This window comes from Ruegeria sp. BHSA123 (assembly GCF_059613425.1).
In genome coordinates, this window is sequence record NZ_JBXWSL010000021.1 from 30,713 (window position 1) to 49,305 (window position 18,593).

At 58.3% G+C, this 18,593-nt stretch carries 19 protein-coding genes; 7 read left to right on the forward strand and 12 right to left on the reverse strand.

Annotated features, from left to right (window positions below):
• Nucleotides 1–4 precede the first annotated feature (4 nt).
• On the forward strand, nt 5–1,456 hold the full coding sequence (locus AC2FNC_RS12375) for a nodulation protein NodH (protein ID WP_496715482.1): 1,452 nt from the start codon (nt 5–7) through the stop codon (nt 1,454–1,456).
• Here AC2FNC_RS12375 and AC2FNC_RS12380 read toward each other — a convergent pair.
• From AC2FNC_RS12380 to hslO, 8 genes are all read right to left on the reverse strand, one after another.
• Complete coding sequence (locus AC2FNC_RS12380; protein WP_480474368.1) at nt 1,440–1,958, reverse strand: L,D-transpeptidase family protein; 519 nt, start codon at nt 1,956–1,958, stop codon at nt 1,440–1,442. The genes AC2FNC_RS12375 and AC2FNC_RS12380 overlap by 17 nt on opposite strands.
• A 59-nt stretch (nt 1,959–2,017) precedes the next feature.
• Nucleotides 2,018–2,803 carry an ion transporter gene (locus AC2FNC_RS12385; RefSeq protein ID WP_480474369.1) on the reverse strand — a complete coding sequence of 262 codons (786 nt, stop codon included), beginning with the start codon at nt 2,801–2,803 and terminating at the stop codon, nt 2,018–2,020.
• Nucleotides 2,804–2,824: 21 nt separating this feature from the next.
• Nucleotides 2,825–4,054 (reverse strand): class I SAM-dependent RNA methyltransferase, encoded by a 1,230-nt coding sequence (locus AC2FNC_RS12390; protein WP_496715483.1) that lies wholly within the window; start codon nt 4,052–4,054, stop codon nt 2,825–2,827.
• Between the two features lie 39 nt (nt 4,055–4,093).
• Nucleotides 4,094–5,926 (reverse strand): ABC transporter ATP-binding protein, encoded by a 1,833-nt coding sequence (locus AC2FNC_RS12395; protein WP_480518202.1) that lies wholly within the window; start codon nt 5,924–5,926, stop codon nt 4,094–4,096.
• Nucleotides 5,923–7,761, reverse strand: a complete 1,839-nt coding sequence (locus AC2FNC_RS12400; RefSeq protein ID WP_480474372.1) for an ABC transporter ATP-binding protein — start codon at nt 7,759–7,761, stop codon at nt 5,923–5,925. Before AC2FNC_RS12400 ends, AC2FNC_RS12395 begins: the two co-directional genes overlap by 4 nt.
• Before the next feature lie 191 nt (nt 7,762–7,952).
• Nucleotides 7,953–9,107 carry a CCA tRNA nucleotidyltransferase gene (locus AC2FNC_RS12405; RefSeq protein ID WP_496715485.1) on the reverse strand — a complete coding sequence of 385 codons (1,155 nt, stop codon included), beginning with the start codon at nt 9,105–9,107 and terminating at the stop codon, nt 7,953–7,955.
• Entirely contained in the window at nt 9,104–9,700 is a 597-nt protein-coding gene (locus AC2FNC_RS12410; protein WP_480482502.1) for a CoA pyrophosphatase, read from the reverse strand. Before AC2FNC_RS12410 ends, AC2FNC_RS12405 begins: the two co-directional genes overlap by 4 nt.
• Nucleotides 9,693–10,679 (reverse strand): Hsp33 family molecular chaperone HslO, encoded by a 987-nt coding sequence (gene hslO, locus AC2FNC_RS12415; protein WP_480474375.1) that lies wholly within the window; start codon nt 10,677–10,679, stop codon nt 9,693–9,695. Before hslO ends, AC2FNC_RS12410 begins: the two co-directional genes overlap by 8 nt.
• Nucleotides 10,680–10,755: 76 nt before the next feature.
• On the opposite strand from hslO, the gene AC2FNC_RS12420 reads away from it, so the two are divergent.
• Complete coding sequence (locus tag AC2FNC_RS12420; protein ID WP_480494015.1) at nt 10,756–11,199, forward strand: NUDIX hydrolase; 444 nt, start codon at nt 10,756–10,758, stop codon at nt 11,197–11,199.
• On the opposite strand, the gene AC2FNC_RS12425 is transcribed toward AC2FNC_RS12420, so the two are convergent.
• Nucleotides 11,196–12,470: a PP2C family protein-serine/threonine phosphatase gene (locus AC2FNC_RS12425; protein WP_496715487.1), complete on the reverse strand. Its 1,275-nt coding sequence runs from the start codon at nt 12,468–12,470 to the stop codon at nt 11,196–11,198. The genes AC2FNC_RS12420 and AC2FNC_RS12425 overlap by 4 nt on opposite strands.
• 162 nt (nt 12,471–12,632) lie before the next feature.
• Here AC2FNC_RS12425 and AC2FNC_RS12430 point away from each other — a divergent pair, with 162 nt between their 5' ends.
• Complete coding sequence (locus AC2FNC_RS12430; RefSeq protein WP_480622666.1) at nt 12,633–12,962, forward strand: Hpt domain-containing protein; 330 nt, start codon at nt 12,633–12,635, stop codon at nt 12,960–12,962.
• Here AC2FNC_RS12430 and ilvA read toward each other — a convergent pair.
• Both ilvA and AC2FNC_RS12440 read right to left on the reverse strand, forming a co-directional pair.
• Nucleotides 12,959–14,185: a threonine ammonia-lyase IlvA gene (gene ilvA / locus AC2FNC_RS12435; RefSeq protein WP_480606652.1), complete on the reverse strand. Its 1,227-nt coding sequence runs from the start codon at nt 14,183–14,185 to the stop codon at nt 12,959–12,961. The two genes, AC2FNC_RS12430 and ilvA, sit on opposite strands and share 4 nt — an antisense overlap.
• A gap of 58 nt (nt 14,186–14,243) precedes the next feature.
• On the reverse strand, nt 14,244–14,945 hold the full coding sequence (locus tag AC2FNC_RS12440; RefSeq protein WP_496715489.1) for a hypothetical protein: 702 nt from the start codon (nt 14,943–14,945) through the stop codon (nt 14,244–14,246).
• 201 nt (nt 14,946–15,146) lie between these two features.
• On the opposite strand from AC2FNC_RS12440, the gene AC2FNC_RS12445 reads away from it, so the two are divergent.
• The 4 genes from AC2FNC_RS12445 (at nt 15,147) to msrA (ending at nt 18,099) form a co-directional block, all read left to right on the forward strand.
• Nucleotides 15,147–16,373: an argininosuccinate synthase gene (locus AC2FNC_RS12445; protein WP_496715490.1), complete on the forward strand. Its 1,227-nt coding sequence runs from the start codon at nt 15,147–15,149 to the stop codon at nt 16,371–16,373.
• 32 nt (nt 16,374–16,405) lie between these two features.
• On the forward strand, nt 16,406–16,810 hold the full coding sequence (locus tag AC2FNC_RS12450; protein ID WP_496715492.1) for a DUF1810 domain-containing protein: 405 nt from the start codon (nt 16,406–16,408) through the stop codon (nt 16,808–16,810).
• A 79-nt stretch (nt 16,811–16,889) separates the two neighbouring features.
• Entirely contained in the window at nt 16,890–17,171 is a 282-nt protein-coding gene (locus AC2FNC_RS12455) for an SCP2 sterol-binding domain-containing protein (RefSeq protein WP_267363740.1), read from the forward strand.
• Nucleotides 17,172–17,427: 256 nt separating this feature from the next.
• Nucleotides 17,428–18,099, forward strand: a complete 672-nt coding sequence (gene msrA, locus AC2FNC_RS12460) for a peptide-methionine (S)-S-oxide reductase MsrA (RefSeq protein ID WP_480474382.1) — start codon at nt 17,428–17,430, stop codon at nt 18,097–18,099.
• Here the strand turns inward: msrA and AC2FNC_RS12465 are convergent.
• A partial coding sequence (locus AC2FNC_RS12465; protein WP_496715491.1) for a PfkB family carbohydrate kinase occupies nt 18,096–18,593 on the reverse strand: 498 nt, incomplete at its 5' end. The genes msrA and AC2FNC_RS12465 overlap by 4 nt on opposite strands.

Genomic DNA, 18,593 nt, shown 5'->3' on the forward strand with positions numbered 1-18,593 from the left:
ATCCATGCCAGCCAATTTTGACTACTTCGTTGTTCTGGCTGCCATGCGCACAGGGTCGAACCTGCTTGAGGCCAATCTGAACGCGCTGGACGGGGTTTCCTGCCACGGCGAAGCCTTCAACCCGCATTTTGCCGGCAACCTGAAATCCGATACCCTTCTGGGTCTGTCGCTGGAAGACCGCGATGCAGATCCGATGCGGCTGTTGACGGCAATCCGTTCGGCACCGGGCGACTTGAACGGTTTTCGGTATTTCCAGGACCACGATCCACGCATTCTGAAGCCAGTGCTGAACGATCCGCGCTGTGCCAAGATCATTCTCACGCGCAATCCGCTGGACAGTTTTCTGTCCCTGAAGATCGCGCGCGCCACGCAGCAATGGCAGCTGAAGAACGTGAAGCGCCGCGTCGATGCACAGGTTGCGTTCGACGGGGCCGAGTTTTCTGAGTATCTGGATCAGGTCCACAGCCACCAGCACATGTTGCGGCGGCATTTACAGAAGACCGGTCAGACTGCCTTTTTCATTACCTATGACGACCTGGCCGAGTTGGACGTTCTGAACGGTCTGGCCGCATGGCTGGGGGTTGAGGCGCGGCTGAGCAAACTTGACGATACTCTGAAACCGCAAAACCCGGCTCCTGCCGTATCGAAAGTCACCAACCCCGATGAGATGCAAGACGCCCTGTCCAAGCTGGACAGGTTCGGATTGCACCAGCCCGCCCGTTTCGAACCAAACCGGGGCGCGGCGGTGCCGCAATACGTCGCCGCAGCCAGATCAGCATTGATGTATTTGCCCATTCGCGGCGGCATAGAGCCTGTTATTGCGCAATGGATGGCCAGCCTGGATGGCTGTTCTACGGACGATCTGGTCACAAACCGGAACCGCAAGGAAATCCGCGTCTGGATGCAAGACCACCCCGGACACCGAAAGTTCACCGTGTTGCGCCACCCGTTGGCACGGGCGCATTCGGCGTTCTGCCAGTACATTCTGGATACCGGGCCGGGCAGTTACAAGATGGTCCGCAATTATCTGCGCAACCGCCTTGACCTGCCGATCCCAGGGCAGGTGCGCGACAACAATTACTCGGTCGAACAGCATCGGGATGCATTTCTGGCGTTCCTCGGGTTCCTGCGCATGAACCTCAAAGGTCAGACGCCGATCCGCGTTGACGGGACGTGGTGCAGCCAGTCCCGCACGCTGGATGGCATTGCCAGCTTTCTGATGCCCGACGTGATTCTGCGGGAAGAGGAGCTGATCACGGCTCTGCCGGATCTGGCCCGCTCAACAGGCCACCCCAATCCGCCGGTTCCCGGCCCGTGCGCGCAAGATGTTCCGTATACGCTGGATCAGATCTATGACGAACAGCTTGAAGCGCTGGCATCCGAGGTCTACCAGCACGACTATGAAACATTCGGGATTGCAGCGTGGGCGCCTGTGCCCCCTAAGGGCGCAGAGTGATCAGCGTCCCTCGGTTGACCATCGCATAGATTTCTTCGATCTCGTCATTCTTGACCGCGATGCATCCCGCGGTCCAATCCGGAGTTTTCTTGGCGCGTTTGAACTCGGATCGCAGATTTGGCTGCCCGTGAATGAAGATGTCCCCACCCGGATCAACTCCCTCAGCCTTGGCCTTGGCGATGTCCTGAGAGTTGGGATACGAAATCCCGATAGACAGGTGATACCGGCTGTTGGGGTTGTGCCGATCGATCAGGTAACTTCCTTCGGGCGTGCGGCCGTCTCCGCGTTTGGTTTTTGTGCCCTGCGGCGCAAACCCCAAATCCACATCATATTCCTTGAGGACTTTTTCGTGGTGCAACAAATAAAGTTTGCGCGCGCCCTTGTTGACCACCAGCGAGGTGACCTCGGGCCCATCATAAGTCAGAAAATTTGGTCGGGCTGATGCACAAGCCGAAAGGCCCAGCGTTGCCATCGCCCCCAATCCGAATGCTCGACGATCCATGTTTCACTGCCTGCTTTGTTTTTTGGGGCTTATTATGCCAAAAAATGCGAAAACTGAAATCACTTTTTGATGTTCAAGTTTTCGGTCAGATGCCGCTCGATGCTCTCCAAGCGTTCCAGAACCTCATCACGATACGCATCAGTTTTGACCTCATCCTCTGCATGGTGCGCGTCCTGCATGGAATTTACGATCAGACCCACCAATAGGTTCACCACCGCAAAGGTGGTGACCATGATGAAGGGGACGAAGAACAGCCAGGCATAGGGATAAACCTCCATCACTGGGCGGACGATCCCCATCGACCAGCTTTCCAGCGTCATGATCTGAAACAGTGTATAGGCTGACCGGCCAAGATCGCCGAACCAATCCGGGAAGGTTGCCGAGAACAGCTTGGTCGAGATCACGGCACCGATATAGAACAGAATTGCCATCAGCAGGAACACACTGGCCATTCCCGGCAGGGCCGAGATGAACCCTTCAACCACCCGGCGCAGTCTTGGCGCAACGGAAATCACGCGCAATACCCGCAGGATTCGCAGGGCTCGCAAAACGGACAGGCCTCCGGCGCTGGGAACAAGCGCAATGCCGACGATCAGGAAATCGAAATTGTTCCAGCCGTTTGTGAAAAACCTGCGCCCGGTCGCGATCAGTTTCATGGTAATTTCCGCCACAAAGATCGCAAGGCACAGCTTGTCCAGCATCACGATCAGCGGCCCGGCGGCTTCCATCAGGGTCGGCGACGTCTCCATCCCCAAAAGCACTGCGTTAAAGATGATGACAGCCGTTATGAATTGCCCGAATGCAGGCGCTTCGATGATGTTCAGCAGACGCTGTCTGAAACCCATGGGTCGCTTTCTCCTGTCTGATCAAGATGCGGCGTTCAGGGTAAACCGCGCAGCAAGTTCCGTATGTGACGACCATCGAAACTGGTCAACGACCTGCACCCATTCAAGGGTATAGCCAGCGTTAACCAATATTTTTGCATCGCGCGCGAAGGTGACGGGGTTGCACGAGACATAGGCAATCACCGGGCGTCTGGCCTCTGCCAGCTCGGCCACCTGCGCCTCGGCACCGGCGCGGGGCGGGTCCAGAACGATTGCGTCAAACGATTTCAGTTCATCCGGCATCAACGGACGGCGGAACAGGTCGCGGGCCTCGGTCGTCACGCGTTTCAGACCTTGCGCCCTGCGCCAGCCCTGATCCAGTGCCTGCATCATGTCTGCGGCACCTTCGACCGCGTGAACCTCGGCTTTTTCTGCCAGAGGCAATGAGAATGTGCCGCTGCCCGCAAACAGGTCAACAATCCGTTTCGCACCCCGTGTTGCCTCGGAAACGACCTGTAATAGAGCCTGTTCTCCGTCGTTGGTCGCCTGAAGGAAGGCACCGGGCGGCGGCGTGATGGCGGCGGCTCCAAAGCGCTGAACCGGAGCGTGGCGCATGGCAATCACTTCACCATCCCAGCTGAGCCGCGCCAGACCGTGTTTTTCGGTTTCTTGCGCCAGTGCCAGCTCCAGCGGCCCATCCAAGGGCTTGCCGCCCTTGACGGCCACATCCAGCCCGCCCTCGGACAGGGTGAGCGTGACGGCCAAGACGCCCTTGCGGCTGCCACCCAGAACCGCCAGCGCCTCGGCCACGGGGATGGCGGCGATCAGGGCCGGATCGAGCAAACGGCAATCCGGGATTTCGGTGATCGTGTCCGATGCACGTCCATGGAACCCGGCCAATGTGCCTTTCTTGGTCCGCCTGACGGCAATCGTGGCGCGTCGGCGTGAGTGTTCGGGAGATGTGTGTATCGGACGCATCGGCGCCTCAACCCCCTGCGCGGACAGGGCGTTGCGGACAATGCTCAGCTTCCAGTCGGCGACAAACGCATCAGAGGCGTGTTGCAACTGACAGCCACCGCAGGCTTTGTAATGGCGACACGGGGCCTTTACCCGGTCATCAGACGGCACCTCGACGCGGATATCGGTCAGCACCTGATCAACAAGGGTGCCGCTGACAACCTCACCCGGAAGGGTGCGCGGGGCATAAACGGGCCCATCAGCGATGCCGTCGCCCTGATGGCCAAGCCGGGTGATTGTGTAATACTGCGTCATGAGGCGCCTGATATCCGGGCTTTGGGTGCAACAAAACCCTTATTCGGCAGCTTCTGCCTGAATGAAGCCACCAGATTGCCGATGCCAGAACCGGGCGTAAAGCCCGCCCTGATCCAAAAGGTCTTCGTGGGTTCCGGTTTCCACGATTTGCCCCTGATCCAGAACGATGATCCGGTCCATCTCGCTGAGCGTTGACAATCTGTGGGCGATGGCCAGAACGGTTTTGCCCTGCATCACCCGATGAAGCGCCGATTGAATCGACGCCTCGACCTCGGAATCAAGGGCCGAGGTTGCCTCGTCCAGAACCAGAATGGGCGCGTCCTTAAGAATAGCGCGAGCCAGGGCGATCCGTTGCCTTTGGCCACCGCTGAGCTTTACGCCACGCTCGCCCAGATGAGCGTCATAGCCGGTACGGCCCTGGGCGTCCTTGAGGCTCAGGATGAAGTCATGCGCTTCGGCCTTGATTGCGGCCTTGATCAACTCGGCCTCGGACGCGTCCGGGCGGCCATAGAGGATGTTTTCGCGGGCGGACCGGTTGAACATCGCCGTTTCCTGCGTGACCATGCCGATTTGGCGGCGCAAACTGTCCTGCGTGACCTGCGACACGTCCTGCCCGTCGATGCAAATAGCGCCGTTTTCCCTATCATAGAGCCGAAGAAGCAGCGAAACGAGTGTTGATTTGCCCGCCCCTGAGGCACCGACAATTCCCAGCTTCTCGCCCGGTTGCACGGTAAGCGTCAGGTCCGTAACACCGCCCACATCCCGACCGTATGCAAAGCTGACATCTTCAAACGAGATGGATCCTTCGGTTACATCAAGATCTTTCGCGCTGCGCGCATCCTCGACCCTGTCCCGTCTGGCCAGCGTCTTCATCCCGTTTTCGATCTCACCCACATTGGCATAGAGCCCCATCAACGTGAAGCTGACCCATCCGGTCATCTGCGAAATCCGAACCGACACCGCGCCAGCGGCAACGATGTCACCGGCGGTTGCCATTCCGAACTGCCATAACCACAGCGTCGCCCCCAGCAGGAGAACAGGCAGAATGCCGGCAAGCGCCATCAGGACGAACCGGAAACTGGCCGACAGCTTGCCGAACGCCAGTGATTTTTTCCGCAGCTCGACCATCGAGTGCCGCGCGGCCTGATCTTCGAAATCCGAGTGCGCAAAAAGCTTGACGGTTTTGATGTTGGTGATCGTGTCGACCACCTGCCCCGAAACCATCGCCCGCGCCCCTGCACGTGCAGCCGAGCGTATGCGAATACGCGGCAGGTACCAGCGCACCAGAAGGAAATAGACCACCAGCCAGGCTGCAAAGGGCAGCATCACCAAAGGATGAATAGACCCTAACAAAAGCAAAGAGCCCGCTAGCGACGCCAACGCAAACACAATCGCACTGATCGTTTCGGACACGACCGAGGCCATGGCGTTCGACGTCTGCATCTGTTTCTGGGCAATGCGCCCGGCGAAATCATCGTCGAAATAGGTGACAGACTGGCCCAGCGTCCAGCGGTTCAGCTTGGCCAGCACCAAAGGCGTGATGTTGGGCATCACGATATAGTTGTTCGAAATCGAAGACAGCCCAAACAGGATCGGGCGCAGCAGCATGAAGAACACCACCGCCCCAAAGATCATCCACATATTCCCGGCGGTCATGAAATGCTCGGGCCCGCTGGATGTTGCCACATCGATCACACGCCCCAGAATCCACGCTGTTCCAGCCTCCATCGCGCCAGCCAGGGCCGAAAAGAACGCGGCGACAAACAGCATGGGCCACGCGCCCGAAAGGCTCCAGCGAATGAACGCCCCCAATGTCTGCGGCGGGGGCGTTTCTGTGGTCCTGAACGGATAGATGAGATCGGCAATCTTCATTCAGCGGCCTCCGGGTTCATGAAGCCGCCAGATTGCCGCGCCCAGAACTGCGCGTAAAGGCCACCCTGCGCCAATAGATCAGAATGCGCGCCCTCTTCGACGATGCGGCCCCCGTCCATCACCAGAATGCGATCCATCTGCGCAATGGTGCTGAGACGGTGGGCGATGGCAATCACGGTCTTGCCCTGCATCATTCCGTAGAGGGTTTCCTGAATTGATGCTTCGACCTCGGAATCCAGCGCCGATGTCGCCTCGTCCAGCAAAAGTATTGGCGCGTCCTTCAGGATCACCCGGGCCAGCGTTACCCGCTGCCTCTGACCACCGGACAGCTTTACGCCCCGCTCACCCACATGCGCATCATACCCGGTGCGCCCCTGCGGGTCTTGCAGGTCAAGGATGAACGCGTGCGCTTCGGCCTGTTTGGCTGCGGCAATCATCTGCGCCTCGGTCGCGTCCGGACGACCGTAAAGGATGTTGTCACGCACAGAGCGATGCAGCAACGCACTATCTTGCTGGACCATGCCGATATGGCTGCGCAGGCTGTCCTGTGTGACACCCGCAATGTTCTGATCATCAATCAGAATGGCACCGCGTTCGACGTCATAAAATCGCAAAAGCAGCTTTACCAGAGTCGATTTTCCGGCACCCGACCGCCCAATGAGGCCGATCTTTTCGCCGGGCTGAATGGTCAGGTTGATGTGGTCAAGCCCACCGGCATCGCGCCCGTAATGGTGCGAGAGATTGCGGATCTGGATCTCACCCCTGGTCAACCGCAGGGGTTTGGCGTCGCGCGCGTCAAGCAGATCGATGGGTTGGGCAATGGTCTCCATCCCCTCAGCCACGATACCAAGCTGGCGGAAGAAGCTGGTCAGCGCCCACATGATCCATCCGGTCATGGCGTTCAGGCGCAGGGTCAGTGCGGTTGCTGCCGCGACGACGCCGACCGAAGCGGAACCCTGCATCCACAAGGCAATTGCCCAGCCCACGACACCCACGATCAGCACCCCGTTCAGGGTGACCAGAACCGCATCCATGATGGTGAAAATCCGCATCTCGATCTGGAATGTCCGGCGCGTTTCCTCGATCGCTTCGCGGGCATAGTCCAGCTCTTGCGGGCCATGGGCGAACATCTTGACGGAATGAATGTTGGTATAGCTGTCCACGACGCGGCCGGTAACAGTTGACCGCGCATCGGAGGCCGCCTTGGAGGCCGGCCCGACACGGTGAACCGTCCAGCGCACCAGCATCGCGTAGAACACAAACCAGATCAGCAGCGGGATCAACAGGCGCGCATCCGCTACATAAAGCAGGATCGCCGCACCGACCAGGTAGGCCAGTGAAAAGGAAATCGCGTCAAAGACCTGAAAGATCACCTCACCCGCTGCGGGCGGTGTCTGCATGATCCGGTTGGCAATCCGCCCTGCAAAATCGTTTTCGAACCAGCCAACCGACTGACGCAGAACGTGTTTATGGGCGCGCCATCGGATCAGAGTGCCAAAGTTCGGCAGGATCGTGTTGTTCAGGATCAGTACATCGACAAGATGCAACAAAGGGCGCAGAAACAGGACAAAGGCCGCGATCAACAACAGCTCGGTCCCGTGGTTCTGCCAAACCTCGGTTGGGGTACCGCCCAACAGGTCGACGACACGACCCATATAATAGATCAACCCGATCTCGACACCGGCGACGATAATGGAAATCAGCGCAGCCCAGACAAAGACCCGGTAGAACGGGCGCGAATAGTCCAGCAGGAACGGCCACAGCCGGGTCGGCGGCGTGTCAGCCTCATGATAGGCGACAAAAGGGTCAACAAGGTTTTCGAAATAGCGAAACATGGAGTGTGCTCCGATTGAGCAGAGAAAAAGACATGCGAAGACAGATGGCGCCTGAACACCACCCTTTACGGGGCAAGTGTCCCGGCTTTAGCCGAACCAGATCCCGTAATACATTCGCATTCCTCCATCCATATGACGGGCGCACCTAACCACAATGGGCAAAAGTTGTCATCCCCTTTTGAGACTAAACATCAGCTTGCAAGCAAGTCTTCGCGTGACAGCTCAAAACCCGACGCGATCCAGAGGCTTTCAAGCTCGGCCAGTTTCTGGCCCAGCGCCGGGCCGGTGAACCCGGGGATCAGGTCCTTGGCCTGTATCGGGAAACGCGCGGCTGCACCTGCGTGCAGGTCCTGTCTGAAGTTTTCGGACCAGGGTTGTTCAAAGAAGGCGCACCGCAAAAGGGTTTTGTTCAAACCGCCTTCGTCACCATACCGATAGCCCAGTTCAGCCACGCTGGTGGTTGACTGCGCTTCGGTCCGCATTCCGGTCAGGCGTTGCAGTTGCGAACGGCTCAGGCGCAGGGTTGCGGCATCATCGGGCGTCGCGATAGCCGCCAGACGACGCAGGGGGTTCGGCTCGGCACCTGCCGCATTTTCCAAAGCGACCAGCGGTGCCAGCGACCGGTCATCCGCGCCCGGCAGCAATTGCGCCAATACGCCGGTGCTGCGCATCGTCGCAATGGCCGGGGCCGGATCAGGCGCGCCCAGCAGTTTCAGCAGCTCGGCCCCGACGCGTTCCCGCGACAACGAGGTCAGCCCATCAAGATTGGCACCAATGGCAGCCAGCGCGTCCGGGTCGAAACCGGCATCCGGGTCACCATACCAGGCGTGAAACCGGAAATAGCGCAGTGACCGCAGATAGTCTTCGCGAATGCGATCTTGAGCCTCGCCGATGAACCGCACGCGCCGGGCCTGAAGGTCGGGAAGCCCGCCAAGCGGGTCTAACACGGTGCCATCTGGCAGTGCATAAAGCGCATTCATGGTAAAGTCGCGCCGCGCGGCATCTTCTTCGACGTGATCGGAAAAGGCGATGACGGCGCGGCGGCCATCAGTTTCGACGTCACGCCGGAAAGTGGTGATCTCGTGCGGGATACCGGCGCTGACCACTGTAATCGTGCCATGGTCGATACCGGTGGGGATGGCCTTGAGGCCCGCAGCCTGCGCCATCTCGACAACCTGTTCAGGCCGGGCGTCAGTGGCAATGTCGATATCCGAAACCGGCGCGCCCAGCAGCGCATTGCGCACGCACCCGCCCACAAAAAGCGCTTGCGCCCCGGATGAGGTCAGGGCGGCGCATACCTTTTGGGTCGCCGGTTCGCTGACCCAAAGTTCTTCAATCTGCATCATTCATTCACCCGTGCAGCAAGCCCGCGCAATATGCGGGCCGTCGCGCCCCATATGTAATAAGGGCCGTACGGAACTGTGTAATATCTGCGTTTCTGGCCACGCCAGCGGCGCGATTCAACCAGATAGTTCTTGGGATTCAAGAGATGCGCAAGGGGGGTCGAAAAGACTTCGTCGACTTCGCCGGGTTCCGGAACAGGTTGGAATCCCTTTCGAAGAACGGCCACCACGGGTGTAACCGTGAAAGAGGTGACTGTTTCATGCGTCGGCAGGTAACCCAGAATTTCTGGAAGATCCGCGGGAAGACCAATCTCTTCCTGTGCTTCGCGCAGGGCCGTAGCCGTGACATCTGCATCCCCTTCATCCTGTTTGCCGCCGGGGAACGCGATCTGACCCGGATGGTGTTTGAGGGCCGAGGACCGTTTCGTCAGAATCACCCGAGGGGTGTCATCTGCAAGCGAGATTGCAACCAGAACCCCCGCCGGGCGCAGGCGGCGCCCGGGCGGCAGGACAGTGTCCGGGTTCAGGTCAAAGTCGCTGGACCCGTGACCGGGACGGCGCAGTGCCGTCCGGATCTGTTCAATCGGGTCAAGCACCCTTGCGGTCTTCGGCTTCAAAGCCAACCGTTGACGGATCAAGCACGTAATGTGCGCCGCAGAACTGGCAATCGGCAGTGACCTGACCTTCGGGCGTCGTCATCTTTTCGAGGTCCTTTGCCGAATAGATCGACAGGCTCTGCCGCACCCGGTCTTCGGAGCAGGTGCAGCCAAACTGCACGGACTGCGCATCATAGACCCGTGGCTGTTCTTCGTGGAATAGCCGGACCAACAATTCAGTCGGCGCAATTGAAGGACCGATCAACTCAAGATCCTCGACTGTGTCCAGCAGGATATTGACCCGGCCCCAGTTTTCGCCCTCTTCGCCGTCGACCAGATCGCTGGCGGTCAGAATCTCGCCATTGCCTTCCCCCGAGGCGGCGAATGGCGAGGCTTTGGGCATATGCTGCAACATGATACCACCGGCACGCCAGTGTTCATTCACGCCGGGCTCGGTCGATTTGCCAAAGCTCAGCGAGAACCGGGTTGGCAGCTGTTCGGACTGCGCAAAATAGGCCTCGGCGCAGGCGCTGAGAGAGGCTCCGGTCAGCGGAGTGATGCCCTGATAGGGCTGCGTGCCTTTGCCCTGATCTATCATGATGGCAAAATACCCTTCGCCCACCTGATCGAAGGGGGCCGTATCGGTGAGCCGGTCACGGTCAAAGCTGGCATAGGCCCGGATCTGCGCAGGCTGGCCTTCGGTCTTGGGTGCGTAATAGTCGGTCGCAATCATGCGCACCGGCCCCTTGGACTGCACCTGCAACGACAGCTTCCAGCGCAGCGCAACCGTCTGCCCGATCAATGCGGTCAGCAGGGCCATCTCGGCCACCAGCGCCTCGACCTGTTCGGGGTAGTCATGCTGCTTCAGGATGCCATCCAGCACACCATCCAGACGAGCCACACGGCCACGCATATCCGATACATCGAGTTGAAAGGGCAGGACGGTATCGTCCCACGCGATTTTCGTTCCAAGAGACATGGGGTTTCCTTACGCGCCACAGGTTGGCATACCGGCACCATATAGGTCGAACAGATTAGGTTTTAAGGGGCCATACATGATCAGGCGGTTCGGTGAAACCCCAGAGCCGGGGCGGAAATACACGCGACGGGTCGGTGTTTACGCACTTTTGCCCCGCAGAAGTCACCTTTTGCTGACCTGCCAGACAGAACCCGGACCCGACCTGCAATTGCCCGGCGGGGGTATTGATCCGGGCGAATCACCTGTTACCGCCCTGCATCGTGAAGTCTTTGAAGAAACCGGGTGGCTTATTGCTGCACCCCGACGGATTGGCGCCTTTCGACGCTTCACCTATATGCCGGAATACGACCTGTGGGCCGAGAAGGTCTGCCTAATCTATCGCGCCCGCCCCGTACGCCGCATAGGCCCGCCGACCGAGGCGTTTCACGAAGCGTTGTGGATGGAAACCGCCGACGCCGTCGGTTTACTGGGAAATGACGGTGACCGGCATTTTGCCGAAATACACCTCGGCTCGCTTTAAGGTCCGTTATATTCAAAGAAGACGGCCGAGACGTCGTCTCCGATACCGTCTTTCGGTGACATCACTTGCGTCAAACGCCAGAACAAGTCGTCCAGAAACTCTGACCCGCCCCTTTCCGAGATGCTCTGTTGGGCCATCTGACGCAAACCGTCTTCGTCCAACAAACCGCCACCAGCCAGTTGGCATTCGGTAAACCCGTCCGAGTACAAAAGCAGCTTGTCGCCGGGCTGCATCTGCGTTTCGATTTGTCGAAAGCTCGCATCTTCGATCAATCCTATGGGCAAGCCTCCGTCACCAAGAAACTCAGCGCGACCACCCTGCCGCAGCAGCAGGGGATGCGGATGCCCGGCTTGCACCATCTTCAGATGCCCGTTGCGCAGGTCGACGATGGCGTAGACCATCGTAAAATACTCTTCGATACCTTCATCGGCCATCAGCCGGGAATTGAGCGTTTCAGCCACATGTTCTGGTGGCAGAAGTGCGTAAAACTTGTCGAACCTCCGCTCCATCGCGACGTTCTGATCGAAATGCTTGCTGGACAGATATCCCCCCAATCGCGCCGTCATCATGGCCGAGGTGATACCATGCCCGGATACGTCGATGCTGTAGAACCCAAGCCGGTTCACCCCGGGCGAGAACATCCCCACCAGATCACCGCCGATATGACCACAAGGTTTCAGCAACAAACTGACCCGCGATTTGCCGAATGTCCGGGTCAGTTCGGGAACCAGCGATTCCTGAATTTTCCGCGCCTGCATCAGGTCCTTGTCGATCGCGTCATGCGCAAGCCTGAGTTCCTTGAGCGCGGATTCAATCAGGCGGTTTTTCTGGGAGAGCTCGCGCTGCATGTCCAGAATGCGCGCACCAGCTGAAATCCGGGCGCGCAGTTCGTCCGCCTCAAGCGGCTTGATCAGAAAATCGTCGGCCCCGGCATCCAGACCGCGCGCGACTTCCTGCTTTTCGCTTTTGGATGTCAGAAGGATGAAATAGCTGTATTGATCCGTTTCCAAGGCCCGAAAGGCACAGCAGAATTCAAGGCCGCTCATCCCCGGCATGACCCAGTCGCTCAGCACAAGATCGGGCGGATTATCGACACAAAGCGCCAAAGCGGCATGGCCTGTATCGGCCTCGATCACCTCGAACCCCCATTTCCTGAGCGAGGCCACCAGAATGCGCCGTTGCAAGCGGCTGTCATCCACCACCAGCACCGTGCGGATCGCGCCGAAATCCAGATCAGTTCTGGTTTCCTCAAGACTCGCCCCCGGCACCATTTACCCTCAGCTCTGATGAGTTTCGTCACTTATGGCGACCCTATCGCCGACTGATTTAACATCCGGTGAAGAGTGACGATTGCCGAAGCGTGGCCCCGTTAACCTGCTTTTTACCGGACGCGTCTATTCAGAACCATGACCATTCATTAGCTGGTGTATAGGATGATCCACTGGGCCAGAGTCAGGCAGTTGCGGGATGAAGTCGGCCCCGAGGAATTCGATGAGGTGGTAGAGATATTTCTGGAAGAGGTGCAGGACGTGATCACCCGCCTGCGCCGCGATACCAACCGGGCCGAGCTGGAACAGAACCTGCATTTCCTGAAAGGAAGCGCGTTGAGCCTGGGGTTCGATCAATTCTCGAAACTCTGCCAGGATGGGGAACGGCAGGCCGCAGCAGGGCAAGGGGCCGAGGTTGATCTGCCGGCGCTTTTGGCCGCTTTCAACAGCTCGAAAACCATGTTTGAAGCTGAGCTGAACAAGAACCTGAGCTAGATCACGAACTGTGCCAGCGTCTCGTCCTCGGTGATGTCGGTATAGGTGAACCCGGCATCGTCCAGATGGGCAAACAGGCGCATGAAGTTTTCGGGCTTGCGGGTTTCGATCCCGATCAGAACCGAACCGAAATTGCGCGCCGATTTCTTCATGTATTCAAACCGCGCGATATCATCCTCGGGGCCGAGAATATTCAGGAACTCCTTCAGGGCACCGGGTCGCTGCGGCAGGCGCAAGATGAAGTACTTTTTCACACCGGAATACCGCTGTGCGCGTTCCTTGACCTCGGGCAAGCGTTCGAAATCGAAATTGCCGCCGGATGTCAGGCAGACTACGGTCTTTCCGCGCACAAAGCTTTGGATATCGCCTACTGCCTCGATCGCCAGCGCCCCCGCAGGTTCCAGCACGATGCCTTCGACATTCAGCATCTCGATCATGGTGGTGCAGATACGATCCTCGGACAGGACCAGAACATCCGACAGGTGACGTGATTTCAACAACTCGAACGGCTTTTCACCGATCCGCCCGACCGCCGCGCCATCGACAAAGGTATCCACTCGATCCAGCGAAACAGGATGCCCCGCCGCCAGGGCTGCGCGCAGACAGGCCCCTCCGGCCGGTTCGACGAACAGGCAATGGGTGCGATCCCCGAACCATGTAGCCACACCGGCAGACATGCCGCCTCCGCCCACGGGAAGCACAACGTGATCGGGCGCACCGCCCATCTGCCTTTCGATTTCAACCGCCAGCGACGCCTGTCCTTCGATCACATCGGCATCGTCAAAAGGCGACAGGAAATACCCGCCCTGCTGTACGCACCACGCCTGAGCGGCAGCGAGCGTGTCATCGAAATAGTCACCGATCAGATGAATCTCGACGTTATCCCCGCCAAAAATGCGGGTTTTCTGGATCTTCTGCTGAGGCGTCGTGACCGGCATGAAGATCACGCCCCGGACGCCCAGATGCTTGCACATGAAGGCCACGCCCTGCGCGTGATTGCCCGCGCTGGCACAGACGAACAGGTCCTGCCCCTGCTGCTTGCGCATTGCGTTGAACGCACCGCGGATCTTGTAGGAGCGCACCGGGCTCAGGTCTTCGCGCTTGAGCCAGATATCCGCCCCGTAACGGTCGGACAGGTGGGCATTGCGCTGCAACGGCGTTGCCGGGAAGACAGAGCGCATCGCCTTTTCGGCGGCGCGGGCGCGAGTCATGAAGTCAGTCATGCGGCATTCCCTGCCCCATCAGCGCGATAAGGGCAAGGAATACATATGTGTACGCGGGTCAGGAGAGTTGGCGTTTTTCAATAAAGATGCCATACATGGTTGTCAGGATGCTGACGTTGATCAACGGCAGGATCAGCATTCCAAAAAACAATGTCAGTAAGATGCCTAACAGAGGAATAAACGCCAACCCGGTGAATATTAGCTGAACCAGAAATTGGAACAGAAAATTCACGATCAAAAGAACAATAATAGCCCCCGATGCACCCTGAGTGCTGTTCCATACATCTGCCAGAGTCGCCGGGTGCCCGATAGCTGCCGCTGGCAAGACGATAGAAAGGCGATAAAAGCAGACAACCAGAAAGATGGCATAAACAGCGACAAGCGCGAATCCGATTGAGCCGCCACTCAGTGCTGACATAACAAAGCCCATCGGAAGGAATGCAATGGCCATCAAAATTCCCAACATCAGAAAGCGACCGAAATAGGCCAGAATCCTGTCGAAGCGGAATGTCGGGAGTATTCCCGTGGGATATTCTTCCATCAGGATGAAGCGGTGCCATGACACCGCGATCCAGAACATGGTAACGGACATTACCGCCAGTAAAACGACCACAAAGACAAAGGCTGAACCTGCGGTTGCACCTGGCGGCAACGCGCCTGTGTTGTCTTCAAGCGCCTCAAGCGGAATACCAAGCGCCAAAAACACGCCCACGATGATGATTGTCGCAATTAGAGCAGGGCCAACCGTTATCTGTAGCACCTGCTTGATGTTTCCAAATACCATCCGCACAGAATGCAAGAAAATCTGCCATCCCAACATTTTAAACCGCCCCTTCAACCAATGCTTGTTATTCTCTGCACCCGTTTCACCCCATTTCAGGTACTGCGTCAATCCTCACAACTTGCCCCCGCGTCCAAAACCCGCTAGGGGCCAATCGTTCTACGCATAAAGGGAAGTCAGATGTCCGCGCCCAAGAAAGTTGTTCTGGCCTATTCCGGTGGCCTTGATACCTCGATCATTCTGAAATGGCTGCAGACCGAGTATGGCTGTGAGGTCGTGACCTTCACTGCCGATCTGGGTCAGGGCGAGGAGCTGGAGCCCGCGCGCCAAAAGGCCGAATTGCTGGGGATCAAGCCCGAGAACATCTATATCGAGGATATCCGCGAGGAATTCGTCCGCGATTTCGTCTTCCCGATGTTCCGTGCCAATGCGCAATATGAAGGTCTGTACCTGCTGGGCACCTCGATCGCGCGGCCGCTGATCTCGAAACGCCTGATTGAGATCGCTGCCGAAACCGGTGCTGATGCCGTCGCCCATGGTGCAACCGGCAAAGGCAATGACCAGGTCCGGTTCGAACTGGCAGCATATGCGCTGAACCCCGATATCAAGGTGATCGCCCCTTGGCGCGAGTGGGATTTGACCAGCCGTACCAAGCTGCTTGAATTCGCCGAGCAGAACCAGATTCCGATTGCCAAGGACAAGCGTGGTGAGGCGCCGTTCTCGGTCGATGCGAACCTGCTGCATACCTCATCCGAGGGCAAGGTTCTGGAAGACCCTGCCGATATGGCGCCCGACTATGTCTATCAGCGAACCGTCCACCCCGAGGACGCCCCGAACGAGCCTGAGTTCATCGAGATCGGCTTTGAAAAAGGCGACGCGGTCAGCATCAACGGCGAGACGATGAGCCCGGCTACGATCCTGACCAAGCTGAACGAATACGGCGGCAAGCACGGTATTGGCCGTCTGGACCTGGTCGAAGGCCGTTTTGTAGGCATGAAGTCGCGCGGTATCTACGAGACACCCGGCGGCACCATCCTGCTGGAAGCGCACCGTGGCATTGAATCCATCACCATGGATCGTGGCGCGATGCATCTGAAAGACCAGCTGATGCCGCAATATGCGGAACTCATCTATAACGGTTTCTGGTACAGCCCCGAGCGCGAGATGCTGCAAGCCGCCATCGACAGGTCGCAAGAGCATGTCACCGGCACCGTTCGCGTGAAGCTGTACAAAGGTCTGGCCTCGACCGTGGGTCGCTGGTCGGATCATTCGCTGTACTCTGAGGCGCATGTGACCTTCGAAGAGGATGCAGGTGCGTACGATCAGAAAGATGCGGCAGGCTTTATCCAACTGAATGCGCTGCGTCTGAAACTGCTGGCTGCGCGCAACAAGCGCCTGTCCAAGTGATCGACGAAGACGATAGCGACGACGAACTCGACATGTTCATCGAGGCGCAGGACACGGTTTGGGCCGATGTCCTGCGCGAACTTGAACAGGGGCAGAAAACCAGCCACTGGATGTGGTTCGTGTTTCCGCAACTGGCCGAGCTAGGCCAATCCCATATGGCACAGCTCTACGGCATTGAAGATCTGGACGAGGCGACACGCTATCTGAACCACCCGGAACTGCGCGACCGGCTTAGGCAGGCGGCCTCGCTGATGTTGCTGCACGCAGGACGCGATGCCAGCGACATTCTGGGCGGGATTGACGCGAAAAAGCTGCGATCTTCGATAACATTGTTTTCGTCTGTGGCAGATGCTCCGCCCGAGTTTCGTGCTGTTCTGGACGCCTTCTATGGCGGTAAGCCTTGTGACCGGACGGTTCAGATCCTCGGCGCATCGTGATCAGAAGTTCCAGTTGGGTCAGCCTTGCCTGTTCGGCACCTGACGCATTACGCATTCGGAAACCGTGAAAGGATCCCGAATGCTTCAGGACATCGCCGATGGAATTCAAAAAGGGCTGAACGGCAAAAGCTTTGACGGTTCGCTCAAATTCGATTGCGGCGCGGACGGTGTGATTGTTCTGGCGGACAATCAGGCATCGACGCAGGACCGGGACACGGATTGCACAATCCGCATCTCGCAGGAAAACCTGACCAAGCTGCTGACCGGAAAGCTGAACCCGATGACCGGCGTTGCTTTGGGCAAGCTCAAGATCTCGGGCAATATGGGTGTTGCGATGAAGCTGGGGCAACTGCTGGGCTGAATTTGCCGCAAAGCTGGCCTTTGGTCCGAGTCCAGCCAGACTGGCGGTTCCACCCGCGGTGTATCGCAGTTCCGCATCGGGATACCTGTCGCGCATGATCTGTTGCAAATGAGCGGAGGTTTCGCCCACCCATCAAATGAGCCGTATACAGGTGATCGCAGACGATAAACTCGTCTCACCAGCGCGTGACATTGCATGACAGGCAATTGCAAGGCGGTCGAACCCGCGTCAATCTCATCTTAAAAGGAGACCTGACATGATGCGGACTGCTTATTTCGAAACCGTCAGACCAGCCCTTCTGTTTACACTGATTGCATTGGCTGCCCTGTTGCGCGCGCTGCCTGCCCCGGCTGCAGGAACCGAAACGCTGACGGTGGCCGGAGGGTGTTTCTGGTGCGTGGAATCCGATTTCGAATCCGTGCCCGGCGTTATCGATGCGGTGTCGGGGTACACCGGCGGGACATCTGCGGACCCGACATATGATCAGGTTTCAAAAGGGGGGACCGGCCATTACGAGGCGGTTCAGATCACGTTCGATCCGGCGCGGGTCTCTCGCGCATCGTTGCTGAGCATGTTTTTCCGGTCGGTTGACCCGACAGACGCCGGTGGCCAGTTCTGCGACCGGGGCGAAAGCTATCGAACTGCGATATTCGTCTCTAACACAGGAGAAAAGGCGCTGGCGGAACAAGCCAAAACAGACGCGCAGCAAGCACTGGGGCAGACCATTGTCACCCCGGTTCTGAGCGCAGGACCCTTTTACCCCGCCGAGGCGTATCATCAGAATTATTACAAAGGCAACAAACTGGTCCTTACCCGCTTTGGACCAAAGCGTCAGCACAACGCCTACAAAGCGTATCGCAAAGCCTGTGGTCGTGACGCGCGCGTCAAGCAGCTTTGGGGCGGGGAAGCGCCATTTGCAGGGTCCTAGTCAAAGGATGCGTCACGCACTTCTTTCAGATCGGGAATGACATCCGCCGTTCCGTGCCGCATGACCATCAGAGCTGCGGCGCGGTTTGCCTGCAATATGGCCTGTTCCATTGGCATTCCGCGATCCATGCCTGCCAGCACATAGCCGGTGAAGGTGTCGCCTGCCCCTGTGGTATCCACCGCCCGCACCTTATGCGCGGGAAACTCGACCGGATCGTTGCCCTGCTGCAAGTACCTCGCGCCTTTTGAGCCGAGGGTAACGATGACATGCCGAACAGGCAGATCGGCGATGCTCAGACCGGTTTCCTGACGCAGTTGCTCGGCCTCCACCTCATTCAGGATCAGAAAATCCAGAAAAGGCAGAACGCCCTGAACGGCCTGTGCCTGAAACGGGGCTGCGGCATAACAGACGGTCAAGCCAAGCTTGCGCCCCAGCTGCGCCGCTTCGACCTGGGCATTGGTTTCATTCTGCAAGATCAGCAGATCACCGGTGTT